Origin of the sequence: Pseudomonas sp. ES4 (genome assembly GCF_050586665.1) — a bacterium.
Taxonomy (GTDB): Bacteria; Pseudomonadota; Gammaproteobacteria; order Pseudomonadales; family Pseudomonadaceae; genus Aquipseudomonas; species Aquipseudomonas frederiksbergensis.
Genome location: NZ_JBOBDO010000046.1, coordinates 1 through 13,806 on the forward strand (window position 1 = coordinate 1; position 13,806 = coordinate 13,806).

13 protein-coding genes are annotated in these 13,806 nt (G+C 60.2%); 4 read left to right on the forward strand and 9 right to left on the reverse strand.

The window, feature by feature from the left end:
* Positions 1-93 precede the first annotated feature (93 nt).
* The 6 genes from ACQ4OB_RS27535 to dadA form a co-directional block, all read right to left on the reverse strand.
* Positions 94-2,016 carry an acetyl-CoA hydrolase/transferase C-terminal domain-containing protein gene (locus tag ACQ4OB_RS27535; protein ID WP_430956850.1) on the reverse strand — a complete coding sequence of 641 codons (1,923 nt, stop codon included), beginning with the start codon at positions 2,014-2,016 and terminating at the stop codon, positions 94-96.
* 134 nt (positions 2,017-2,150) lie between these two features.
* The gene (locus ACQ4OB_RS27540) at positions 2,151-2,576 is read right to left on the reverse strand and encodes a c-type cytochrome (protein ID WP_074871930.1); all 426 of its coding nucleotides are present in this window, start codon (positions 2,574-2,576) and stop codon (positions 2,151-2,153) included.
* A gap of 168 nt (positions 2,577-2,744) precedes the next feature.
* Positions 2,745-3,293 (reverse strand): cupin domain-containing protein, encoded by a 549-nt coding sequence (locus tag ACQ4OB_RS27545; RefSeq protein ID WP_064680419.1) that lies wholly within the window; start codon positions 3,291-3,293, stop codon positions 2,745-2,747.
* A gap of 125 nt (positions 3,294-3,418) precedes the next feature.
* The gene (gene alr / locus ACQ4OB_RS27550) at positions 3,419-4,492 is read right to left on the reverse strand and encodes an alanine racemase (RefSeq protein ID WP_102614558.1); all 1,074 of its coding nucleotides are present in this window, start codon (positions 4,490-4,492) and stop codon (positions 3,419-3,421) included.
* A 95-nt stretch (positions 4,493-4,587) separates the two neighbouring features.
* Complete coding sequence (locus ACQ4OB_RS27555) at positions 4,588-4,941, reverse strand: RidA family protein (RefSeq protein ID WP_008150191.1); 354 nt, start codon at positions 4,939-4,941, stop codon at positions 4,588-4,590.
* A complete protein-coding gene (gene dadA / locus ACQ4OB_RS27560) occupies positions 4,913-6,217 on the reverse strand; it encodes a D-amino acid dehydrogenase (RefSeq protein WP_074880408.1) in 1,305 nt (434 codons plus the stop codon). Before dadA ends, ACQ4OB_RS27555 begins: the two co-directional genes overlap by 29 nt.
* A gap of 157 nt (positions 6,218-6,374) precedes the next feature.
* Between dadA and ACQ4OB_RS27565 the strand changes: the two genes are divergently transcribed.
* Positions 6,375-6,863: an Lrp/AsnC ligand binding domain-containing protein gene (locus tag ACQ4OB_RS27565; protein WP_003176896.1), complete on the forward strand. Its 489-nt coding sequence runs from the start codon at positions 6,375-6,377 to the stop codon at positions 6,861-6,863.
* A gap of 129 nt (positions 6,864-6,992) precedes the next feature.
* Here ACQ4OB_RS27565 and ACQ4OB_RS27570 read toward each other — a convergent pair whose 3' ends face one another.
* Positions 6,993-7,346, reverse strand: a complete 354-nt coding sequence (locus ACQ4OB_RS27570; RefSeq protein WP_007947437.1) for a YkgJ family cysteine cluster protein — start codon at positions 7,344-7,346, stop codon at positions 6,993-6,995.
* A gap of 147 nt (positions 7,347-7,493) precedes the next feature.
* Between ACQ4OB_RS27570 and ACQ4OB_RS27575 the strand changes: the two genes are divergently transcribed.
* Positions 7,494-8,807 (forward strand): NAD(P)/FAD-dependent oxidoreductase, encoded by a 1,314-nt coding sequence (locus ACQ4OB_RS27575; protein ID WP_430956851.1) that lies wholly within the window; start codon positions 7,494-7,496, stop codon positions 8,805-8,807.
* Positions 8,808-8,990: 183 nt separating this feature from the next.
* Here ACQ4OB_RS27575 and ACQ4OB_RS27580 read toward each other — a convergent pair whose 3' ends face one another.
* Positions 8,991-9,236 carry a DUF1127 domain-containing protein gene (locus ACQ4OB_RS27580; protein ID WP_074871935.1) on the reverse strand — a complete coding sequence of 82 codons (246 nt, stop codon included), beginning with the start codon at positions 9,234-9,236 and terminating at the stop codon, positions 8,991-8,993.
* A 179-nt stretch (positions 9,237-9,415) separates the two neighbouring features.
* On the opposite strand from ACQ4OB_RS27580, the gene ACQ4OB_RS27585 reads away from it, so the two are divergent.
* Together ACQ4OB_RS27585 and ACQ4OB_RS27590 are read left to right on the forward strand one after the other, a co-directional pair.
* A complete protein-coding gene (locus ACQ4OB_RS27585) occupies positions 9,416-10,849 on the forward strand; it encodes a PLP-dependent aminotransferase family protein (protein WP_074871937.1) in 1,434 nt (477 codons plus the stop codon).
* A gap of 60 nt (positions 10,850-10,909) precedes the next feature.
* Positions 10,910-12,478, forward strand: a complete 1,569-nt coding sequence (locus ACQ4OB_RS27590) for a phospholipase D family protein (RefSeq protein WP_076029297.1) — start codon at positions 10,910-10,912, stop codon at positions 12,476-12,478.
* A 134-nt stretch (positions 12,479-12,612) separates the two neighbouring features.
* Here ACQ4OB_RS27590 and ACQ4OB_RS27595 read toward each other — a convergent pair whose 3' ends face one another.
* Positions 12,613-13,758 carry an MFS transporter gene (locus ACQ4OB_RS27595; RefSeq protein ID WP_430956852.1) on the reverse strand — a complete coding sequence of 382 codons (1,146 nt, stop codon included), beginning with the start codon at positions 13,756-13,758 and terminating at the stop codon, positions 12,613-12,615.
* Between the last annotated feature and the right edge of the window lie 48 nt (positions 13,759-13,806).

A 13,806-nucleotide genomic window follows, 5' to 3' on the forward strand; every position in this document is an offset into this window, starting at 1 on the left:
TTTTTGGGGTGGGGGGGAAACATTCAACATTGATGTTGGCTGTTCCACCGCCATCGCGGGCAAGCCCGCTCCCACAGTTTTTTGTGGTGACTGTTACTGCGCAGTGGCCTTCAGGCCGGTGAGCAGTAGCCGTTGAAACAAATCCTCTTTCAGCCCTTGCGGGTTGGTCAGCTGCATGCGCTCCAGATGTTCGGGAAACGATGAAGGCTCCGGCGCATCCAGCGCTGCCTTGCCCAGTTCCAGAATTTCCGTGAGCTTGAACTTGCTCTTCAGCCAGTTCAGCGCCCGCAACAGATCCTTCTCCTCAGCGGTGAAATCACAGCCCAACGGATATTCCGGGAACAACTGCGGATGCCGCGCCTGAATGGCCTGCAAGCGCTGCGGGCTGTTGTCAGCAAAGCGTGGATCAAGGCGGAAATTCTTCGGCAACTTGCCGACTGCCTGAGCCTGTTCGATCAATCCCGGCTGGAAACGTGAGTCACTGATATTCAGCAACGCCTCGATCACCGCCGCATCGGTCTTGCCCCGCAGGTCGGCGATGCCGTACTCGGTGACCACAATGTCTCGCAGGTGTCGCGGGATCGTGCAATGGCCGTACTCCCAGACGATGTTCGAACTGACCTCACCGCCCGATTCGCGCCAACTGCGCAGCAGCAACACCGAGCGCGCCCCTTCCAGTGCATGGCCTTGCGCAACGAAGTTGTACTGCCCGCCGACACCGCTGAGTACTCGCCCGTCTTCGAGCTGATCGGCGACGCCGGCACCCAGCAGGGTCATGGTGAACACGGTGTTGATGAAACGCGCATCGAGGCGCTGCAGGCGTTTGAGTTCTTCCTGGCCGAAAAGCTCGTTGATGTAGCTGATGCGGGTCATGTTGAATTCGAGCCGCTTGCTCTGCGGCAACTCGCGCAGGCGCTCATAGAAACTGCGCGGCCCAAGGAAGAAACCGCCGTGCACCGAGATGCCGTCAGTCTGCGCGGCTTCATCCAGCGTGCCGGCATTCGCCTGTTGCTGGGTCGGTACATCGGGGTAGACCTTGCGCCGCACGATCCCGGCGTCAGCCAGCACCAGCAAGCCGTTGACGAACATTTCGCTGCAACCGTAAAGGCCCTTGGCGAAAGGCTCGACGCCGCCTTCGCGGTCGATGAGTTGCGCCCACTGACTGAGATTCACCTCCGCCAGCAACGCCTTGTAACCGTCATTGTCGGCCTGCCGCGCCAGCAGCGCAGCGGTCAGGGCATCACCCATGGCGCCGATGCCGATCTGCAAGGTGCCGCCGTCGCGCACCAACGTGCTGGCGTGCAGCCCAATGAAGTGATCCTGGAAACCCACCGGCATGTTCGGCGTGGAGAACAGCGTGGTGCTGTCCTTCTCGTCGATCAGCAGGTCGAACGTGTCGATAGCGATTTCGGCATCGCCCGGCATGTACGGCAAATCGTTGTGCACCTGGCCCACCAACAGGATTGTCTCCCCCGCCGCCCGACGCTTGGCGATCATGGGGAACAGGTCGAGGGTGATGTCCGGGTTGCAGCTCAGGCTCAGGCGGTCGGGGTGCTCACTGTGGCTGGCGACCAATTGCGCCACCAGGTTCAACCCGGCGGCGTTGATGTCCCGAGCGGCGTGGCTGTAATTGCTGCTCACGTAATCCTGCTGGGCCTGGGCGCTGTGGAGCAGGCTGCCGGGTTGCATGAAGAATTGCTGAATATGGATGTTGGGCGGCAGGCTGTCTCGGCGCAGCTCAGCGAGGAAATCCAGTTCCGGATAATCGCCAAAAACCCGCTCGATGAAGGGTTCGAGAAAGCGCTTTTGCAAACCGTCGCCCAAGGGAGGACGGCCCAGGCACAGGGCTGTGTAGATCGTCAGCTGCCGCTCGGGCAATTGCGCGATGCGTTGGAACAGCGCGTTGACGAAGTGGTTGGGTTTGCCCAGACCGAGGGGCAGGCCCATGTGGATATGCGCCGGCAACCGTGCCAAGACATCATCGACCGCTTGCTCGATAGAACACAGCTGCACCATCTGATCCTCCCTTACATTCCGTGAATTGGGGTTGGACCGAGCTTGCCGGGTCTTTGCTGCAATGAACAGCCTCGGGCGTAAATCGCAGCTACAAAAAAGCCGCTCGAAAGCGGCTTTTTGATGAAGATGAAGGCTTATTTCAGGCCGGACATCTTCTGGATGGCGCCCTTGAGGTCGGCATCAGAGCAATCGGCGCAGGTGCCTTTTGGAGGCATTGCATTGATGCCGGAGATGGCTTTCGCCAGCAGACCATCGAGGCCGCCTTCTTTCTTGGCGCGCTCGCCCCACGCTGCGGCATCACCGATTTTCGGCGCGCCCAACAGGCCAGTGCTGTGGCAAGCGTTGCAATGTTTTGCAATCACTGAGTCAGGGGTCTTGGCATCTCCACCACCCGCAGAAGCAGCAACTTCCATCCCCTTGCACTCTTTACCCTGAACGCAAACCTGGCCGACTGGCTCAAGGCGTTTGGCAATATCGTCGTTGGTCGCAGCTTGTGCGCTGACTGCCCAAAGGGCCAATACGGTTGCTGGTACGGCCAGCATTTTCATAATTAGATTCACGCGTTCACCCTCAATGGTGGCTAGTCACGCCCACGGCCACGGTTCGCAGGCGGGCGCAAGTATAACGATAAGCCCGCCACACTGAAACAACCCTAAAGTCGGAGGGGTCTTATACGTGGCGGAAAAACGACTCGGGCCCCTGCGCAATGCTTGCCGGACGCCTCTTTCTTAGAAATTCGCTGGAGTAGCTGCGCTGATTAGTCGCGCTGGCGCATCGAACGGATTACGGAAACGGTGCGGTTTTGTACTTTCAAAGTAGTAGCTGTCGCCTGCTTCGAGCACAAAAGTTTCAAGCCCTACCACCAGTTCGAGTCGACCTTCGAGCAAAATCCCGGTTTCCTCGCCCTCATGGGTGAGCATCTCTTCCCCGGTGTCGGCGCCTGGCGGGTAGATTTCGTTAAGGAACGCGATGGCCCGGCTTGGGTGAGCCCTGCCGACCAGCTTCATGGTCACTGCACCATCGGAAATATCGATCAGCTCGTTGGCTTTGTAGACGATCTGAGTCGGTTTTTCCTGCAGGATCTCTTCGGAAAAGAACTCGACCATGGACATGGGAATCCCGCCCAGTACCTTCCTCAGCGAACTGATCGAGGGGCTGACGCTGTTCTTCTCGATCATCGAAATGGTGCTGTTGGTGACGCCCGCGCGTTTGGCGAGTTCACGCTGGGAAAGTCCTTTGAGCTTACGGATCGATTGCAGTCGTTCACCGACGTCCAATGCTGGAGCCTCCGGGATTCAGGTTGTTGGAATATGAGCGTTATCATGGCGACAGCGTTCAGTATTTACAACACTTGGACCTGAATCCTGTTCGGTGAAGCGACTTTCGGTCGGGGCGCTTTAACCTAAGCCCCGGAATAGAGCATTGGCACCCGGCGCAGGTTGCAGAAGATCTGGTAGGGAATCGTGCCCGCGGCGGCCGCTACGTCACTGGCGAGGATATTTTTGCCCCACAACTCGACAGTCGAACCGAGGCCGGCTTGCGGCACATCGGTCAGGTCGATGCAGAGCATGTCCATCGACACCCGGCCAATCAACTGGCTGCGCTGTCCGGCAACCAGCACCGGCGTACCGGTCGGTGCCTGACGCGGGTAGCCGTCGGCATAACCCATGGCCACCACGCCCACGCGCATCGGTTTCTGGGTGATGAATTTGGCGCCGTAGCCGATCGGTTCGCCGGCCGGCAGTTCACGCACGCAAATCACTTTCGATTCGAGCGTCATCACCGGTTGCAGGCGCGATGCCACGGCGTTGGCTTCTTCAAACGGAGTCGCGCCGTAGAGCATGATGCCCGGGCGAACCCAGTCACTTGGAATCTGCGGCCAACCGAGTACTGCCGGCGAATTGCGCAGGCTGATCTCGGCCGACAAGCCCTGACGCGCCGCTTCGAACACCGCGACCTGCTCGATACTGGCCTGACTGTGCAGCTCATCGGCCCGGGCGAAGTGGCTCATCAGAACAATCTTCGCCACCTTGCCGCTGGCCAGCAGCCGTTGATAGCCCGCCTGATAATCCTTTGGATGCAAGCCCACCCGATGCATGCCCGAATCGAGCTTGAGCCAGACCGTGATCGGCTTGCTCAGTGCAGCGTTCTCGATGGCTTCGAGCTGCCACAGCGAATGCACCACACACCAGAAGTCATGCTCGACGATCAGCGACAGTTCATCGGCTTCGAAAAAACCTTCCAGCAACAACACCGGCGCACGAATGCCCGCGGCTCGCAGCTCCAACGCTTCTTCGATACAGGCTACGGCGAAACCGTCTGCTTCGGCTTCCAGCGCCTGGGCGCAACGCACCGCGCCATGGCCGTAGGCATCGGCCTTGATCACCGCGAGGGCCTTGGCCCCCGTGACTTCACGGGCGATTTGGTAGTTGTGACGCAGGGCTTGAAGGTCGATCAGGGCACGGGCTGGACGCATGGCGGCAGACTTCTAGGCGGTCATGGGAAGAAAAACCGGTGCTGGCTGACGGCATACACCACCACTAGCACCGGGAGAGGGATTTTTCAGACGGGTTATGGCAGAGCGGCGACAACCGACAGCTCAACCAGGATTTCCGGCTCGCACAACTTCGATTCAACGGTGGCACGGGCCGGTGCGACGCCTTTTGGCAGCCACTTGTCCCAGACCGCGTTCATGCCTTCGAAGTGTGCATCAATGTCTTTCAAGTAAATCGTTACCGACAGCAAACGGCTCTTGTCGGTCCCGGCCAGATCCAGCAAACGCTCGATGTTGGCAAGCGTTTCACGGGTCTGCTGTTCAATCCCGGCGTTCATATCGTCGCCGACCTGCCCTGCCAGATACACGGTACCGCTGTGGACTACGATCTGGCTCATGCGCTCATTGGTGAGCTGGCGCTGGATTGACATGTTTTGCAGACTCCTGAAGTTTTTTTCCATAACGGGAAATATCGAGGCCTTCGGCGCTGATCTGCGGCGTTTTCTTCGCCATCAAATCGGCCAGCAAGCGACCGGAACCGCACGCCATGGTCCAACCAAGCGTGCCGTGACCCGTGTTCAAAAACAGATTGCTGAACGGCGTAGCACCCACGATCGGCGTACCGTCCGGGGTGGTCGGACGCAGGCCGGTCCAGAAACTCGCCTGGGCCAGGTCGCCGCCCTGAGGATAGAGGTCGTTGACGATCATCTCCAGGGTTTCGCGCCGACGCGGATTCAGCGACAGGTCAAAACCGGCAATTTCAGCCATGCCACCGACGCGGATGCGGTTGTCGAAACGGGTGATCGCGACCTTGTAGGTCTCGTCGAGAATAGTCGAAGTCGGGGCCATCGCCGGGTTGGTGATCGGTACGGTCAAGGAATAACCCTTGAGCGGATACACCGGCGCCTTGATCCCCAGCGGCTTGAGCAGTTGCGGCGAGTAGCTGCCCAGGGCCAGCACGTAGCGATCAGCGGTTTCCAGCTTGCCGTCGATCCATACGCCGTTGATGCGATCACCGGCATAGTCGAGGCGCTGAATGTCCTGGTCGAAGCGGAATTCCACACCCAGTTTGGTCGCCATTTCGACCAGGCGGGTGGTGAACATCTGGCAGTCGCCCGTCTGGTCATTCGGCAGGCGCAGGGCACCGGCGAGGATGTCGGTGACGCTGGCCAGCGCCGGCTCAACGCGGGCAATGCCGGCGCGGTCGAGCAGTTCGAATGGCACGCCAGATTCTTTCAGCACGGCGATGTCTTTCCAGGCGCCGTCGAGTTGGGCCTGGGTGCGGAACAGTTGGGTAGTGCCGAGGCTGCGGCCTTCGTAGGCAATGCCGGTTTCGGCGCGCAATTCATCGAGGCAGTCACGGCTGTACTCGGACAGGCGGACCATGCGCTCCTTGTTCACCGCATAACGGCTGGCGGTGCAGTTGCGCAGCATTTGCGCCATCCACAAGTATTGGTCGATGTCGGCGGTGGCCTTGATCGCCAGCGGTGCGTGGCGCTGCAACAGCCACTTGATGGCCTTGAGCGGAACGCCCGGCGCAGCCCACGGCGAGGCATAACCCGGCGAAACCTGCCCGGCGTTGGCGAAGCTGGTCTCCATGGCAGCGGCCGGCTGACGGTCCACCACCACCACTTCAAACCCGGCACGCGCCAGGTAGTAAGCACTGGTGGTACCGATGACGCCGCTACCCAAGACCATAACGCGCATTTTCATATCCCTCATCGCGGCTTGCCGCTGACGTTTGTAGTTGTCGAGCATTGATGTGCGCAGTGTAAAAAAGATCAGGCAGTGCTTTTCACTATATAAGTGCCTATATTTGGCGAGAATTCTCGGCAAAAACGCTTTTCACGGAGGCGCATCCCCTATGCGTACCAACACTCAGACCAAACGTGAGCTGGACAAGATCGACCGCAACATCCTGCGGATCCTACAAACGGACGGACGCATCTCTTTCACCGAACTGGGTGAAAAGGTCGGGCTCTCGACCACGCCGTGTACGGAGCGGGTCCGGCGGCTGGAGCGCGAAGGGATCATCATGGGCTACAACGCCCGGCTCAATCCGCAGCACCTCAAGGGCAGTCTTCTGGTATTCGTCGAGATCAGCCTCGACTACAAGTCCGGCGATACTTTCGAAGAGTTCCGACGCGCGGTCCTGAAGCTTCCCCACGTGCTGGAGTGCCATTTGGTGTCAGGGGATTTCGACTATCTGGTGAAAGCGCGGATTTCCGAGATGGCCTCGTACCGCAAGTTGCTGGGCGACATCCTGCTCAAGCTGCCGCATGTGCGCGAATCCAAGAGCTACATCGTGATGGAAGAAGTGAAAGAAAGCTTGAACCTGCCGATTCCGGATTGAGCCCACACAGATCGTCACAGATCGTTCCCACGCTCCGCGTGGGAATGCAGCCCGGGACGCTCTGCGTCCCAAGAGCCGAACGCGGAGCGTCCGTCGAGGCATTCCCACGCAGAGCGTGGGAACGATCAATCAAACGAGAACTTGCCGGGTGCTGGCCATGTACTCATGAATCTGCTTCTCGACCCGCGGATGAATCAGCTCCACCGGCCCCCGCCCATTCGGGCATGGCAAGGTCTTGGTGGTGCCGAACAACCGGCAAATCAGTGGCCGCTCGTCATACACGGTGCAGCCGTTGGGTCCGAGGTGAACACAATTGAGTTCATCCATTGCCGCATCCTGCTCGGCCCGGGTCTTGCGTGGCAGGCGGGACATTTCTTCCGGTGAGGTGGTCACCGGCCCACAGCAGTCATGGCAGCCGGGCACGCACTCGAACGAGGGAATTTGCTGCCGTAGCGTACGAATTTTCTGACTGTTGCAGCTCATCGAAGCGGTGACCAAAAGCGAAATAGAGCGCGATTCTGACGCAAATGCCCCGATCCAGACAGCACCAACCGACCAGTGTTGCCCGTGTCCGAAGGTCCGGCTTATGCTCCGTCAAATTTTCTAAACGCAAGAATCAGGAACACGCACATGAATGCCCGTGCCCAGCAACCGGCCCCGAACCACCAGCACCCTGCTTCTTACTACGCCGCCAGCAGCTTGCCGCAGCCCGATCATCCGGTGCTCACAGGCGATCTGGTGGCTGACGTGTGCGTGGTCGGTGGCGGGTTCTCCGGGTTGAACACGGCACTCGAACTGGCCGATCGCGGCTTGAGTGTAATTCTGCTCGAAGCCCACAAAATCGGTTGGGGCGCCAGCGGACGCAACGGCGGACAGTTGATTCGTGGCGTCGGCCATGGCCTCGATCAGTTCGCCAACGTAGTCGGTGCGGACGGCGTGCGTCAGATGAAACTCATGGGCCTGGAAGCGGTGGAAATCGTCCGACAGCGCGTCGAGCGTTTTCAGATTCCTTGCGACCTGACGTGGGGTTATTGCGACCTGGCCAACAAACCCCGCGACCTCGAAGGTTTTGCCGAAGACGCCGCAGAGCTGCGCAGCCTCGGTTATCGTTACGAAACCCGTCTGCTGCAAGCCAGTGAAATGCATTCGGTAGTGGGTTCCGACCGCTACGTCGGCGGTTTGATCGACATGGGCTCGGGGCACCTGCATCCGCTGAACCTGGCGCTGGGTGAAGCGGCCGCCGCCCAACAGTTGGGGGTGAAGCTGTTCGAACGATCGGCAGTCACCCGCATCGATTATGGCCCCGAGGTCAAGGTCTACACCGCCCAAGGTTCGGTCCGCGCCAAAACGCTGGTGCTGGGCTGCAACGCCTACCTCAATGAACTCAATCCCGAACTCAGCGGCAAGGTGCTGCCCGCCGGCAGCTATATCATCGCCACCGAACCCTTGAGCGAAGAACTGGCTCACGCGCTACTGCCGCAGAACATGGCGGTCTGTGATCAGCGGGTCGCGCTGGATTACTACCGGCTCTCGGCGGACCGACGCTTGCTGTTTGGCGGCGCCTGTCACTATTCAGGTCGCGACCCGAAGGACATCGCCGCGTACATGCGGCCGAAGATGCTGGAGGTTTTCCCGCAACTGGCCGGGGTCAAGATCGACTATCAATGGGGCGGGATGATTGGCATCGGCGCTAATCGCCTGCCGCAGATCGGGCGGTTAAAGGATCAGCCGAACGTGTATTACGCCCAGGCTTATTCCGGTCATGGCGTGAATGCCACGCATCTGGCGGGGAAATTGTTGGCTGAGGCTATCAGTGGTCAGCACAGCGGAGGGTTCGATCTGTTCGCCAAGGTGCCGCATATCACCTTTCCTGGCGGTAAGCATTTGCGCTCGCCGTTGTTGGCGTTGGGGATGTTGTGGCATCGGCTTAAAGAGTTGGTCTGAACCTGATTAAGCGACATATCCACCCTTGTAGCAGCTGACGAGTACCGCGAGGCAGCGTTCGGCGGCGAAGCCGTCGCAAATCCTGCAACCGCGCTCTTTCAGGCAAACCGCGGTGTCTGATTTACGACTGCTTCGCAGTCGGACGCAGCCTTCGGCAGCTGCTACAAGGAATCGCATTTCATCTCAAATCCGCCAGAACGGTTTAAGTCCCTCCTCCCGCGCCTGCTCCGGACTCAACCCGATGTCCTTGAGCTGCTCGGTCGTGAGTTCCAGCAATGCCTTGCGCGTGTGCCGGCGATGCCAGAACAGGCCCCAGCGACTCAGGCCGGACGGTGCGTTGCGCATGACCGCCTCGCGTGCGCCGTGGTTTTGCCCTGCCGCCAGTTCCTGACTGTGTAACGTCAGCCGCACATCGCTCAAGCCGTTCATTTTGATTGCTCCTGTTTACTTGGGTAGCCAGAGCTTTCATGATGCGTCGACGGCCAAAAGCATTACAGATTCAACGAGACTGTATTAACTCCATACAGATTTTGCATTTCAGCGTCTGAATCCCCTATTTTCGCCCCATCTGTACTGGTCAACCGAATCACCCACACCGAGACTGCACCATGACCCTTTACGTCAACCTCGCCGAACTGCTCGGCACGCGTATCGAACAGGGCTTCTATCGCCCCGGTGACCGACTGCCGTCGGTGCGGGCGTTGAGTGTTGAACATGGCGTCAGCCTGAGCACGGTGCAACAGGCATATCGAGTGCTGGAAGACAGCGGCCTGGCCACCCCCAAACCCAAGTCGGGCTACTTTGTACCGGTGGGTCGTGAACTGCCGGAGCTTCCGGCCATTGGCCGCCCGGCGCAGCGGCCGGTGGAAATTTCCCAATGGGATCAAGTGCTGGAACTGATCCGCGCGGTGCCACGCAAGGACGTGGTGCAACTGGGTCGCGGCATGCCGGACATCACCACGCCGACCATGAAACCGCTGCTGCGCAACCTGGCGCGAATCAGCCGGCGGCAGGACATGCCCGGCCTGTATTACGACAACATCTACGGCACCCTCGAACTGCGCGAACAGATCGCCCGCCTGCTGCTCGATTCCGGTTGCCAGTTGACGGCTCACGACCTGGTGATCACCACCGGTTGTCACGAAGCGCTGTCCACCAGCATCCGCTCCATCTGCGAGCCGGGCGACATTGTGGCCGTGGACTCGCCCAGCTTTCACGGCGCCATGCAGACCCTCAAGGGCCTGGGCATGAAAGCCCTGGAAATCCCCACCGATCCGCTCACCGGGATCAGCCTCGATGCGTTGGAACTGGCTTTGGAACAATGGCCGATCAAGGCCATACAGTTGACCCCCAACTGCAACAACCCGCTGGGCTACATCATGCCGGAGTCGCGCAAACGCGCGTTGTTGACACTCGCACAGCGCTTCGACGTGGCGATCATCGAGGACGATGTGTATGGCGAACTGGCCTACACCTACCCGCGCCCGCGCACGATCAAATCCTTCGACGAAGACGGCCGCGTCCTCCTATGCAGTTCCTTTTCCAAGACCCTGGCGCCGGGGTTGCGTATCGGTTGGGTGGCGCCAGGACGGTATCTGGAACGGGTGCTGCACATGAAATACATCAGCACCGGCTCTACCGCGCCGCAACCGCAGATCGCGATTGCCGAATTTCTCAAGGCCGGACATTTCGAACCGCATTTACGGCGGATGCGCAGCCAATACCAACGCAATCGCGACGTGATGATCGACTGGGTCAGCCGCTATTTTCCGGCCGGCACCCGCGCCAGTCGCCCTCAGGGCAGCTTTATGCTTTGGGTCGAGCTGCCGGAGGGTTTCGACACCCTGAAACTGAATCGTGCGCTGCACGACCAAGGCGTACAGATTGCCGTCGGCAGTATCTTTTCCGCCTCGGGCAAATACCGCAATTGCCTGCGGATGAACTACGCTGCCAAGCCAACGCCGCAAATTGAAGAAGCGGTGCGCAAGGTCGGCGCCGCAGCGATCAAACTGCTCGCGCAAAGCGACTGCGCCACCGACTGACCTTTCTCGGGAATCCAGCGTCCATATGCCGACACCTGCCGCCAATCGGAACGATCCTACGTGAGAGTCAGACAGCCCCTGCTCGCTCTACTGTTTCTCGCCTCGTTCCTCAACGGCTGTGCGACATTCAACGTTCCGCGCGAACCGAGCCAGGCGCTGCCCGCCAGTGACTCGGCGTTCGGTCGCTCGGTCCAGGCTCAGGCGGCCCCCCACGGAGGGCAGTCCGGCTTTCGCCTGCTGTCCGACAGCACCGAAGCCTTCACGGCCCGCGCCGAGCTGATCCGCAACGCCCAAAGCAGCGTGGATTTGCAGTACTACATCGTTCACGACGGCATCAGCACACGGATGCTGGTTGACGAACTGCTCAAGGCTGCCGATCGTGGCGTACGCGTGCGCATTCTGCTCGACGACACCACCAGCGATGGCCTGGACCGCATCATCGCCACACTGGCGGCACATCCGCAGATCCAGATCCGCGTATTCAACCCATTGCACCTTGGCCGCAGTACCGGCGTGACTCGAACCGCGGGACGGTTGCTCAACCTGTCGCAGCAACACCGGCGCATGCACAACAAGCTATGGCTGGCCGACAACAGCATGGCCATCGTCGGTGGACGCAATCTGGGGGATGAGTACTTCGATGCCGAACCCAACCTTAATTTCACCGACATCGACATGCTCGGCGTCGGCCCGGTCGCCGAACAGCTGGGGCATAGTTTCGACCAATACTGGAACAGTGCGCTGAGCAAGCCGATCGACGAGTTCCTCTCGAGCAAACCGACGGCCATGGACCTGGAAAACACCCGGACCCGACTGGAAGAATCGCTGGAAGAGACCCGCAAGCAGAATCACGCGCTGTATCAGCAGTTGATGATCTACACCACCAAGCCACGCCTGGACATCTGGCGCCGGGAGTTGATCTGGGCCTGGAACCAGGCGCTGTGGGATGCCCCGAGCAAGGTTCTGTCAGACGGCGAGCCTGATCCGCACTTGCTGCTGACCACGCAACTGGCGCCCGAACTCAGGGGCGTCAGTAAAGAATTGATCATGATTTCGGCTTACTTCGTGCCGGGGCAGCCGGGACTGGTGTACCTCACCGGCCGGGCCGACGCCGGGGTGTCGGTGAGTTTGTTGACCAACGCCCTGGAAGCCACGGACGTGCCGGCCGTGCACGGCGGTTACGCACCTTATCGGCGAGCGCTGCTGGAACATGGTGTGAAGCTGTACGAATTGCGCCGCCAGCCCGGCGAAGGTGGCGGCAGCGGGCCGCATATTTTCTACAGCAAGTCCTACCGGGGTTCTGATTCCAGTTTGCACAGCAAAGCGATGATCTTCGACCAGCAGAAATCCTTCATCGGCTCGTTCAATTTCGATCCGCGCTCGGTGCTGTGGAACACCGAAGTCGGGGTGCTGGTGGACAGCCCCGAACTCGCCGCGCATGTGCGCAAAGCGGCCATGGAAGGTATGGCGCCGCCCTTGAGTTATCAGGTGAAACTGGAAAATGACCGGATCGTCTGGGAGACGGAAGACGACGGCAAGATGCATGTGTTGACCAAGGAACCGGGCAGCTTGTGGCGCCGGTTCAATTCCTGGTTCAGCACGGCGGTCGGCCTGGAGCGGATGCTTTAGCAGGCGATAAAGAGCCCTGTGGGAGTGAGCCTGCTCGCGAAGGCGGTGTGTCAGTCACCCTTTGTACTGGCTGGCATGACGCTATCGCGAGCAGGCTCACTCCCACAGGAATGTGGCTGACTGGCAACTTGGCGTCAGGCAGGCTCGACAATCGTGCCGAACGCGCCTTGCCGCGACAGCAGAATCACCAACCCCAGCGCACCCGCCGCCATCAGCAGCGGCAACGCATGCCCGCTGATCCACTGACTGCCGGCGCCGGCCGCCAATGGTCCGACCAGACAACCGATCCCCCACAGTTGCGCGATATGCGCATTGGCGCGCACCAGTGCATCATCGCGGTAGCGTTCGCCGATCAGGATCAGTGACAAGGTGAACAAGCCGCCGGCACTGGCACCGAACAACACCCACAACGGCCAGATCAGCAACGTATCGATCAACAACGGGATGGCCAGGCTCGATATCAGCAGGACCACCGCACACCCGGTGAACAGCGTGCGTCGTGACAAGCGATCGGCCAGCGCGCCAATCGGCAACTGCAGCAAGGCATCACCCACTACCACCGTGCTGACCATCGCCAACGCAATTTCGGTCGTAAAGCCCTGACGCAGGCAATAAACCGGCAACAACGTCAGGATCATCGCTTCGAACGCAGCGAACAGCGACACCGCCCAGGCAATCGCCGGCAGGCCACGGCAGAAACCCAGCAAGTCGCTCAAGGTCACGCTGCAGGCTTCACTGGTCGGCGCGCCGCTGCGGCCCAGCAACAGGAGCGGTGCCGCCATCAGCAAACCGACGCCGACCCAGAATCCGTAATCGTGCTCAGTGCCCAGTACGCCAAGCAGCAACGGCCCGGCCAACTGACTCAGCGCGTAGCTGCTGCCATACAGCGCCACCAACCGCCCGCGCCACTCTTCCACCACAAGCTGGTTGATCCAGCTTTCGCCGAGGATGAACACGAGGGTCAGGATCACCCCGATCATCAAGCGCAACGCCAGCCAGATCGGATAGCTCGGCAACAGCGCCAGCAAACCGATGGACAACGCCCCGGCCCACAGGCACAAACGCATCAGATTGGCCGTGCCCAGACGCGCGGCCAGATGGCTGGAGACCTTCGCGCCCAACAGCACGCCTATGGCAGGCATTGCCGCCATCACGCCAATGGCGAACGAGCCGTAACCCCAGCCTTCCAGACGAAACGACACCAGCGGCATGCTGACGCCCAAGGCCAGGCCGACACTCAAGACAGACGCCAACACGGCGAAATAAGTCGCCCAACGCATTTCCCACGCTCCTGTGGATATTTTATGTACAGCACAAAACAGTGTGGG

What these genes read in the sequence shown, in the direction of transcription:
- ACQ4OB_RS27570 (WP_007947437.1), bottom strand. Translation starts at nt 7,346, where the DNA reads ATGAGCTGCAACAGTCAGAAAATTCGTACGCTACGGCAGCAAATTCCC.
- ACQ4OB_RS27555 (WP_008150191.1), bottom strand. Translation starts at nt 4,941, where the DNA reads ATGTCAATCCAGCGCCAGCTCACCAATGAGCGCATGAGCCAGATCGTA.
- ACQ4OB_RS27580 (WP_074871935.1), bottom strand. Translation starts at nt 9,236, where the DNA reads ATGAACGGCTTGAGCGATGTGCGGCTGACGTTACACAGTCAGGAACTG.
- ACQ4OB_RS27565 (WP_003176896.1), top strand. Translation starts at nt 6,375, where the DNA reads ATGCGTACCAACACTCAGACCAAACGTGAGCTGGACAAGATCGACCGC.
- ACQ4OB_RS27595 (WP_430956852.1), bottom strand. Translation starts at nt 13,758, where the DNA reads ATGCGTTGGGCGACTTATTTCGCCGTGTTGGCGTCTGTCTTGAGTGTC.
- dadA (WP_074880408.1), bottom strand. Translation starts at nt 6,217, where the DNA reads ATGCGCGTTATGGTCTTGGGTAGCGGCGTCATCGGTACCACCAGTGCT.
- ACQ4OB_RS27585 (WP_074871937.1), top strand. Translation starts at nt 9,416, where the DNA reads ATGACCCTTTACGTCAACCTCGCCGAACTGCTCGGCACGCGTATCGAA.
- ACQ4OB_RS27575 (WP_430956851.1), top strand. Translation starts at nt 7,494, where the DNA reads ATGAATGCCCGTGCCCAGCAACCGGCCCCGAACCACCAGCACCCTGCT.
- alr (WP_102614558.1), bottom strand. Translation starts at nt 4,492, where the DNA reads ATGCGTCCAGCCCGTGCCCTGATCGACCTTCAAGCCCTGCGTCACAAC.
- ACQ4OB_RS27535 (WP_430956850.1), bottom strand. Translation starts at nt 2,016, where the DNA reads ATGGTGCAGCTGTGTTCTATCGAGCAAGCGGTCGATGATGTCTTGGCA.